General features: G+C 73.3%; 5 protein-coding genes. All 5 read left to right on the top strand.

The features are described from left to right. The first annotated feature begins 255 nt into the window (after positions 1-255). The 5 genes from ACIBA9_RS31000 (at position 256) to tmk (ending at position 9,672) form a co-directional block, all read left to right on the top strand. Positions 256-867: a small secreted protein gene (locus tag ACIBA9_RS31000; RefSeq protein ID WP_399368199.1), complete on the top strand. Its 612-nt coding sequence runs from the start codon at positions 256-258 to the stop codon at positions 865-867. A 140-nt stretch (positions 868-1,007) separates the two neighbouring features. Continuing rightward, entirely contained in the window at positions 1,008-2,537 is a 1,530-nt protein-coding gene (locus ACIBA9_RS30995; RefSeq protein ID WP_399368197.1) for a methyltransferase, read from the top strand. A 357-nt stretch (positions 2,538-2,894) separates the two neighbouring features. Beyond that, positions 2,895-3,092 (top strand): hypothetical protein, encoded by a 198-nt coding sequence (locus ACIBA9_RS30990; protein WP_362150214.1) that lies wholly within the window; start codon positions 2,895-2,897, stop codon positions 3,090-3,092. Between the two features lie 270 nt (positions 3,093-3,362). Further along, positions 3,363-6,209 carry a type I DNA topoisomerase gene (topA, locus tag ACIBA9_RS30985; RefSeq protein WP_399368195.1) on the top strand — a complete coding sequence of 949 codons (2,847 nt, stop codon included), beginning with the start codon at positions 3,363-3,365 and terminating at the stop codon, positions 6,207-6,209. 121 nt (positions 6,210-6,330) lie between these two features. Further along, a complete protein-coding gene (gene tmk, locus ACIBA9_RS30980; RefSeq protein ID WP_399368193.1) occupies positions 6,331-9,672 on the top strand; it encodes a dTMP kinase in 3,342 nt (1,113 codons plus the stop codon). Positions 9,673-9,852: the final 180 nt, after the last annotated feature.

The following is a 9,852-nucleotide window of genomic DNA, read 5'->3' as shown; positions in this document are numbered from 1 at the left end:
GTGGGGCGCCGGGGGGGGGGGGCCCCCCCGGGGGGGGGGGGGGGGGGGGGGGCGGGGGGGGGGGGCGCCGCCCCCGGGGGGGGGGGGGGGGGGGCGGCCCCCCCCCCCCCCCCCCCCCCCCCGCCTCGGTGTGTGGGCTCGGCCACGTGGTGAGCCTTCTCTCTCATGGTGCGAAGAGTCACAAAAGCTGACTTATAGGCCGTTCGAGGGGCGGGAGGCGAGCGTCCGCCGTGTAGATTCCGGGGCCCGAGAGCCATGGAAGGGACCTATCCGGTGAACAAGAAGCTCGCGGCCGCACTGTCCGGCGGTGCGGTACTGGTAGTGGCGCTGTCGGGATGCGCCGGCAGCGGCGACAAGGGGCCCGACCCCAAGCTGGAGGCCTGGGCCAAGTCCGTGTGCGACGCGGTGCCCGCGCAGGACGCCAAGATCAAGGCGGCGAACGCGGCGATCAGCACGACGGCCGCCGACACCGCCAAGCCCGAGACCCTCCGCAAGACGGACTCGCAGGCCTTCCAGGACATGGCGGACGGCTACAAGGCGATCGCGGCGGCGATCAGCGGCGCCGGCGCGCCTCCCGGGGTGGACGGCGGCGCCAAGCGGCAGCAGGACGTGGTGCGCAACCTCAACAGCCTCGCCGCCTCCTACACCGGCCTGAAGAAGCAGGTCGACGACCTGAACACCAAGGACCAGGGGAAGTTCGCCTCGGGTCTGCACGAGGTCGCGGTGCAGATGACGGAGCTGGAGAAGAAGCACAAGAGCGGCACCGAGGCGCTGAAGAACCTCCAGCAGGGTGAGGTCAAGGACGCGATCGCCCAGCAGGCCAGCTGCAAGAAGGTCGCCTCCGGCACATCGCCCTCGGCGGGCTGACGGCCCTCCCGGCGAAGTTCCGTGCGGACGGCGGGCCTCCCGGCGGAGCGCCGTGCGGTCCGCCGGCCCGCCCGGAACCTCGCCACACGCACGGGCGCGGGGCGTGCTGAGGCCGCCCCCGGTGGGCGCCGCGGGCCACAATGGAGGGCGTGACTGACTCCGGACTCGCCCCCCTGCCCGCTTCCGACCGCCCCGAGATCGCGGCGCGTCTACGGGACGCGCTGCTGGCCGCCTCCTTCACCGCCGACGGGCTGCTCGACCTGCTCGGCGCCCCCGCGTACGCGGCGCTGGCCCGCAGCGAGACCGTGCCCGCCCTGCGGGCGACCCGTGGCGACACGCCGCTGGAGACACTCGTCCGGTTGTTCCTGCTCCAGCAACCCGTGCCGCACGCGCGCGTGGCGTCCGTGCTGCCGGTCGAGGACGCCGTGGAGGCGGGCTGGCTCACCCGCGTGGGCGGCGACGAGGTGGCCGCGACCGTGGACGTGCGCCCCTACGGCGGCCCGGGCGGCGAGGACTGGTTCATCGTCTCCGACCTCGGCTGCGCGGTCGGCGGCGCGGGCGGGATCGGCCAGCGCGACGAAGGTGTCGTCCTCGGCGTCGGCGGCGCCTCCACGACCCTCGCCGGCATCACCGTCCGCACCCCCGTCGCCTCCTCCCTGGACCTCGGCACCGGCTCCGGCATCCAGGCACTGCACGCCGCCCAGCACGCCACGCGCGTGACCGCCACGGATGTCAACCCGCGCGCGCTGCACATGACCGCGCTCACGATGGCGCTCTCCGGCGCGCCCGCGGCGGAGTTGCGCGAGGGCTCCCTGTTCGAGCCGGTCGCGGACGACGAGACGTTCGATCTGATCGTCTCCAACCCGCCCTTCGTGATCTCCCCCGGCGCCCGGCTGACCTACCGGGACGGCGGTATGGGCGGGGACGATCTGTGCCGCTCGCTCGTTCAGCAGGCGGGGGAACGGCTGAACGAGGGCGGGTTCGCGCAGTTCCTCGCCAACTGGCAGCACGTGGCGGGGGAGGACTGGCAGGACAGGCTCAGGTCGTGGGTGCCGCGCGGGTGTGACGCCTGGATCGTGCAGCGCGAGGTGCAGGACGTCACGCAGTACGCCGAGTTGTGGCTGAGGGACGCCGGTGACCACCGCGCGGACCCGGCGGAGTACCAGGCGCACTACGACGCCTGGCTCGACGAGTTCGAGGCGCGCAAGGTCAAGGCGGTCGGCTTCGGCTGGATCACCCTGCGCAGGACCGCGGCCGCGGAACCCGTCGTCACCGTGGAGGAGTGGCCGCACCCGGTCGAACAGCCCCTCGGGGACACGATCCGGGCGCACTTCGAGCGCCTCGACTACCTCCGGGAGCACGACGACGCCGCGCTGCTGGAGAGCCACTTCGAGCTCACCGCCGAAGTGGTCCAGGAGCAGGTCGGGCTGCCCGGCGCCGAGGACCCCGAGCACGTGGTGCTGCGCCAGCACCGCGGGATGCGGCGAGCCACCAAGGTGGACACGGTCGGCGCGGGGTTCGCGGGGGTGTGCGACGGCACCCTGAGCGCGGGCCGCATCCTGGACGCCATCGCCCAGCTCGTCGGCGACGACCCGGTGCGGCTGCGTGACCGGACGCCCGCCCAGATCCGTCTGCTGATCGAACAGGGCTTCCTGAGGCCGGTGCGCTGAGCCGGAGGGCACGGCAGGGGGCCGCGGCCGCCCCCCGGACAAGGGCGGCGGCCGTCGCCGTAGGTGACTCCTCGGAAGCCCGAGAGGGGGCCTCGGATCCTTGGCGTATGCCGGTGGCAGGAGGCGGGACAGGAGGCCGGGCACGAGGCCGGGCGGGGCCGGCGGCGCGCGGGGCGCGGGTGGCGGCGGGAAAAAGGCCGGAAAAATATGTGCGCCGCTGCCGGCCGGAGGCCACGCCCGTCCGCGATGGGTGACGCGTCGACTGTTCGTTCACCCCGATGTCGCCCGCCGGACTCCCTGGCATGCCACCCTCCCGGCGCTGGGCGGAGCCGACGGGGCGGAAGGGGTGGGCGGGGGATGGAGAGCGTGCCGGCGGTCTTCGGGGGAACGGTGTTCGCCCTGTTCGGAGGCGCCCTGCTGGCCTGGACAGGGGTCCGGGTGCGGCGCGGCGAGCCGGTGGCCCAGGGTGTGAACCAGGTCGCATCGGCCACGCTCGCGAGCGTGGCCGGGACCGTCGCGCTGGCCCTCGCCGCGTACTGCCTGACCTGCCTCTGACGTCGGCCCGCAGGCGGCCGTCAGGTGCCGCGAGCGTGAGGGGAGCGTCACGCTCCGGACAAGGGGCGCTCAGTTGCCGGGTACTCCGGGCGGCAGGAATGGCGGTAGTCGGGTTACCGTTCGAGTGGCCGTTGTGGGCTTTTCCCGTTTGACACGGGAGCGGGATGTACCGTCACACTCCGCAGCGTCACACGAGCCAGCAGTACGCCGCGACCCCGGGATACGAAGGCCTGGGGAGGCCCCCAGCGTCGACCGGAGAGAAGAGCCAAGTTGTCCCCGACCAGCGAGACCGCACAGGGCGGCCGCCGACTCGTCATCGTCGAGTCGCCTGCCAAGGCGAAGACGATCAAGGGCTATCTCGGCCCCGGCTACGTAGTCGAAGCGAGCGTCGGGCACATCCGTGACCTTCCCAACGGCGCCGCCGAGGTGCCGGAGAAGTACACCGGCGAGGTCCGCCGCCTGGGTGTGGACGTCGAACACGACTTCCAGCCGATCTATGTGGTCAACGCCGACAAGAAGGCCCAGGTCAAGAAGCTCAAGGACCTGCTGAAGGACTCCGACGAGCTCTTCCTCGCCACCGATGAGGACCGGGAGGGCGAGGCGATCGCCTGGCACCTCCAGGAGGTCCTCAAGCCGAAGATCCCCGTCAAGCGGATGGTCTTCCACGAGATCACCAAGGACGCGATCCGCGAGGCCGTCGCCAACCCGCGCCAGCTCAACCAGAAGTTGGTCGACGCCCAGGAGACCCGCCGCATCCTCGACCGCCTGTACGGCTACGAGGTCTCGCCGGTCCTGTGGAAGAAGGTCATGCCGCGTCTGTCGGCCGGCCGCGTCCAGTCCGTGGCGACCCGGCTCGTCGTCGAGCGGGAACGCGAGCGCATCGCGTTCCGCTCCGCCGAGTACTGGGACCTCACGGGCACCTTCTCGACCGGCCGCGCGGGGGACCCGTCCGACCCGTCGGCGCTCGTCGCCCGGCTGCAGACCGTCGACGGCAGGCGCGTGGCGCAGGGCCGTGACTTCGACTCCGTCGGACAGCTGAAGAGCCCGAGCATCCTCCACCTCGACGAGGCCAACGCCCGCGCCCTCGCCGCCGCGCTGGAGAACACCCGCTTCTCCGTGCGCTCCGTGGAGTCCAAGCCGTACCGGCGCTCGCCGTACGCCCCGTTCCGTACGACGACCCTCCAGCAGGAGGCCAGCCGCAAGCTCGGCTTCGGCGCGAAGGCGACCATGCAGGTCGCGCAGAAGCTGTACGAGAACGGCTACATCACGTACATGCGTACGGACTCCACGACGCTGAGCGAGACCGCGATCGCGGCCGCCCGCGCCCAGGTCACACAGCTGTACGGCGCCGACTACCTGCCGCCCCAGCCCCGCACGTACGCCGGGAAGGTCAAGAACGCCCAGGAGGCGCACGAGGCGATCCGCCCCTCGGGTGATCGTTTCCGCACTCCGGCCGAGACCGGTCTGACCGGCGACCAGTTCAAGCTGTACGAGCTGATCTGGAAGCGGACCGTCGCCTCCCAGATGAAGGACGCCACGGGCAACTCCGTCACCGTGAAGATCGGTGGCACCGCCGCCGACGGCCGGGACGTCGAGTTCAGCGCCTCCGGCAAGACGATCACCTTCCACGGCTTCCTCAAGGCCTACGTGGAGGGCGCCGACGACCCGAACGCCGAGCTGGACGACCGCGAGCGCCGTCTGCCGCAGGTCGCCGAGGGCGACCCGCTGTCCGCCGAGGAGATCACGGTCGACGGCCACGCCACCAAGCCGCCGGCCCGCTACACCGAGGCCTCGCTGGTCAAGGAGCTGGAAGAGCGCGAGATCGGCCGCCCGTCGACGTACGCGTCGATCATCGGCACGATCCTCGACCGCGGCTACGTGTTCAAGAAGGGCACGGCCCTCGTCCCCTCCTTCCTGTCGTTCGCCGTGGTCAACCTCCTGGAGAAGCACTTCGGGCGGCTCGTCGACTACGACTTCACCGCCCGGATGGAGGACGACCTCGACCGCATCGCCCGGGGTGAGGCGCAGGCCGTGCCGTGGCTGAGGCGCTTCTACTTCGGCGAGGGCGCGGTCATCGGCGCCGCGGCCGACGCCGGCAACGGCGACGGGGACCACCTCGGCGGCCTCAAGGAACTGGTGACCGACCTGGGCGCGATCGACGCGCGCGAGGTGTCCTCGTTCCCTGTGGGCAGTGGCATCGTGCTGCGCGTCGGCCGCTACGGCCCCTACATCGAGCGTGGTGAGAAGGACTCCGAGGGCCACCAGCGCGCGGACATCCCCGAGGACCTGGCGCCGGACGAGCTGTCCGTCGAGCTGGCCGAGGAACTGCTCGCCAAGCCCAGCGGCGACTTCGAGCTGGGCAACGACCCCGAGAGCGGCCACCAGATCGTCGCCAAGGACGGCCGTTACGGCCCGTACGTCACCGAGATTCTGCCCGAGGGCACCCCGAAGACCGGCAAGAACGCGGTCAAGCCGCGCACGGCCTCCCTCTTCAAGTCCATGTCGCTGGACACGGTCACTCTCGCGGACGCGCTGAAGCTGATGTCGCTGCCGCGTGTCGTCGGCACGGACGCGGACGGCGTGGAGATCACCGCGCAGAACGGCCGGTACGGCCCCTATCTGAAGAAGGGCACGGACTCGCGCTCGCTGCAGACCGAGGACCAGCTCTTCACGATCACGCTGGAGGAGGCGCAGGCGATCTACGCCCAGCCGAAGCAGCGTGGCCGCGCCGCCGCCAAGCCGCCGCTGAAGGAACTGGGCGAGGACCCGGTCTCCGGCCAGCCGGTCGTGGTCAAGGACGGTCGCTTCGGGCCGTACGTCACCGACGGCGAGACGAACGCCACCCTGCGGTCCGGCGACAGCGTCGAGGAGATCACCCCGGAGCGCGGTTTCGAGCTCCTCGCGGAGAAGCGCGCGAAGGCACCGGCGAAGAAGACCGCGAAGAAGGCGGCCGCCAAGAAGGCCGCGCCGGCGAAGAAGACCGCGGCCAAGAAGACGGCCGCGAAGAAGACGACGGCCGCCGCGAAGAAGACGACCGCCAAGAAGACCACCACCAGGAAGGCGGCGGCCTCGAAGGCCACGGCTTCCAAGGTGACGGCTTCCGGCACGGAGGACTGAGGCGGACAACCTCCGCTCCTGCTTCGCGGAAACGTACGCCCCGGCATCACTTTGGTGTCGGGGCGTACGTACGCCCCGACGGGCGAGGTGTGGTGTCGGCGGCTGCGGATAGGCTGAACGCATGACGCGAGCCGAGCAGCCAACGGCCCCCACCACAGCCCCGGACGACGCCCTGGTCGCGGACTCCCGCGAGCGCGCCGTCCGTTCCCTGCTGCGCCGACCGCAACTGCGGCGCCTGTGGAGCGCACAGCTCGTGAGCGGGGTCGGCGACGCACTCGCCCTCCTTGTGCTGATCGTCCTCGCCCTCCAGGCGGCCCTGTCCGAAGGCACCTTCGGCGGCGGCTACCGGGGCGTGGCGTTCGCGGTGGCGGCGATCTTCGCGGCGCGCATCGTCGCCGTCCTGCTCTTCGGAGCGGTCCTCCTCGGGCCGATCACCGCGCTCATCGCCCAGGACGGCCCGCTCGACCGCCGCTGGACCATGGTCGGCGCCGACGGCGTGCGCGCCGCGCTGCTGATCGTCGCGCCGCTGTGGATCGACTGGACCCCGGACAACGCGCTCGCCGCCCTGCTGGTCACCGCCTTCGTGGTCGGCGTCGCCGAGCGGCTGTGGACGATGTGCCGGGAGAGCGCGGCCCCCGCGCTGCTGCCCGCCCCGCCCCCGGAGGGCGCCACCGTACGACCGCTGCCCGACCACCTGGACGCGCTGCGCCGTCTCGCGCTGCGCACCGGCTTCCTGGCGATCCCGCTGGCCGCCGTCGTCCTGCTCGTGGCCGCCCTGCTCAACAACCTGCTGGGCACCGGCCTGGCCTGGTTCGACCAGCACCAGGTGGCCCTCGGGTCCTATGTGGCGGCGGGCCTGTTCGCCGCCTCCCTGTCCGTGCTGACCTTCCTGGAACTGCCCGACACCCGCACCCCGCGCCCGCGGTCCCCGCTGGAGGGCCTGCGTCGCCCGCGCACCGGTGCCGGCGTCGACAAGGGCCGTACCGGCGTGATCCCGCTCCTCGTGCCGGCCTGCGCCGCCGTGGCCGGGGCCATCGCCGCCGCGGTCGCGGTGTGCGTGCTGCACGCCAAGGACCTGGGCGGCGGCCCGGCCCTCTACGGCCTGCTGGTGCTGGGCCTGACCGGCGGTGTCGCCGTCGGTATCCGCACCGCCCCCGCCCTGCTGCCCTCGCTCTCGCGCCGTCGGCTGCTGGCCCTCGCCATCGCGTTCACCGGTGTCGCACTGCTGGCCGCGGGACTCGTCCCGGACGTCACCACGGTGCTGCTGATCGTCACCCTGGCCGGTATCGGTGCGGGCGTGGCCGCCAACACGGGACACTCCCTGCTCGACCAGGAGGCCGAGGAACACCGCCGGGCGCGCACCACCGAGCACCTGCACGCGGTCGTCCGGGTCGCCATCGCGCTCGGCGCCCTCATCGCACCCCTGGTCGCCGCGCTGATCGGCCCGCACCGGCTGGAGAACGGCAAGTTCGTCTTCGCGCACGGCGGGGCCGCCTTCACCCTGATGCTGGTCGGGGCGCTGCTGCTGCCGGTGGCCGCGCTGGTGCTCGCCAAGGTCGACGACCGGTCCGGTGTGCCGCTGCGCCAGGACCTCAAGGACGCGCTCCTCGGCGGCGACGACCCGGTCCAGGCGCCGACGTCGAACGGATTCTTCATCGCCCTGGAGGGCGGCGACGGCGCCGGGAAGTCCACCCAGGCCGAGGCCCTCGCCGAGTGGATCCGCGCCAAGGGCCACGAGGTCGTGCTCACCCGCGAGCCGGGGGCCACCCCCGTCGGCAAGCGGCTGCGCTCGATCCTGCTCGACGTGTCCTCGGCCGGGCTGTCGCACCGCGCGGAGGCGCTGCTGTACGCCGCGGACCGCGCGGAGCATGTCGACACCGTCGTCCGTCCCGCCCTGGAGCGTGGCGCGATTGTCATCTCCGACCGCTACATCGACTCCTCCGTGGCCTACCAGGGCGCCGGCCGCGATCTGTCGCCGACCGAGATCGCCCGCATCAACCGCTGGGCGACCGACGGTCTCGTCCCGCACCTCACCGTCCTGCTGGACGTCTCCCCGGAGGCGGCCCGCGAGCGGTTCACCGAGGCGCCTGACCGGCTGGAGTCCGAACCGGCGGAGTTCCACGCGCGCGTGCGGTCCGGTTTCCTCACGCTGGCCGCCTCCGACCCCGGCCGCTACCTCGTCGTGGACGCCGGACAGGAGCCCGAGGCCGTCACCACCGTGATCCGGCATCGCCTCGACACCGTGCTGCCGCTGTCCGAGGCCGAGATCAAGGCCCAGGAGGAGGCGCGGAGGAAGGCCGAGGAGGAGGCCCGCCGCAAGGCCGAGGAAGAGGCCGCCCGCAAGGCCGAGGAGGAGCGGCTGGAGCGTGAGCGCCAGGAGCAGCTCGCCAGGCTGCGCGCCGAGGAGGAGGAGCGCAAGCGGCGCGAGCTGGAGGAGGCGCAGCGCCGCGAGGCCGAACGCCAGGCGGAGGAGGCCCGGCTGCGGGCCGAGGAGGCGCACCGGCGTGCCGAGGAGGAGCGGCAGCGGCTGCTCGCCGAGGAGAAGGCCCGGGCCGAGGAGGAGGCCCGCCGCAGGGCCGAGGAGGAGCGTCGGCGCCGACAGGCCGAGGAAGAGGCGCGGCTGCGCGCCGAGGAGGAGGCCCGGCAGGCCCGGCTCCGCGCGGAGGAGGAGGCGCGGCGCCTGGAGAAGCAGCGCAAGGCCGAGGAGGCGCTGTTGCGCGCCGAGGAGGCCCGACGCCAGGCGGCCGCTGCCGCGGCCGCCGCAGACGCGGCGGCCCGCAGGCCCAGCACGCCCCGCCCGGGCGTGACGCCGGACGCGGCGACGGTCGCGACACCGGCGGTGTCGTCACCCGCGGCGCGGCCGGGCACCCCTGAGGCGGGCGTCGAGGAGACGGCGGTGCTGCGGCCGGTGCGCGACCAGCGCGGCGGCTCGGGCGCGGGCGCTCAGGAAACCCACGCCGACTCCGAGGTGACCGCCGAGCTGCCGCAGCCGCCGGCCGCTGTGGGACCCGCGGACGAGACGGCGGTACTGCCGCCGGTGCGCCCGGTGGGCGCGGCCGACGAGACGGCCGTACTGCCTTCCGTTCCCCCGGCGGGCGCGGCGGACGAGACGGCCGTGCTGCCGCCCGTACGGGACGAGGCCCCGGCGCACCGGGTGCCGCCCGGCTTCTTCCGGGACGAGTGGTCCGGCGACGGGTACGCCGGTGCGGCCGGCCCCGCCGGTTCGGCCGGCCCCGCCGGTTCGGCCGGTGCGGCGGACCCCGAGGACCGTACGCGCGAGATGCCCCAGATCGACGCCGACGGCAACCCCCGGCGCCGGCCGCGCTCCGACTGGGCCGAGGAGACCCCGCTGGACCATCTGCCGTCGCTGGCGGACGAACTGCTGGGCGGCTCGTACGACGGACAGGGCTTCGACGAGCACGACGACGACCAGGGCCGCCAGGGCCGCGGTCGGCGCGGCTGAGGCGCGCGGCACCGCTCCGGGTGTGGCCCGGCGGCGGGTCGACGCGGCGCCCGTCGGATCGCCGACGGGTGCCGCCGGGCCATGCCCGACGACCGGCGGTCCGCGTTGTCAGTGCCCACCCGCACAATGGGTCCCGGAGCGCGAAATGCGACGGAAAGCATCACAGCGTGACGGAAAGCA

It is taken from the genome of Streptomyces sp. NPDC051452, assembly GCF_044454765.1.
In the GTDB taxonomy this organism is placed as follows: domain Bacteria; phylum Actinomycetota; class Actinomycetes; order Streptomycetales; family Streptomycetaceae; genus Streptomyces.
The sequence above is the reverse complement of the archived record's forward strand: the minus strand, read 5'-3'. Positions and strand labels throughout refer to the sequence as shown.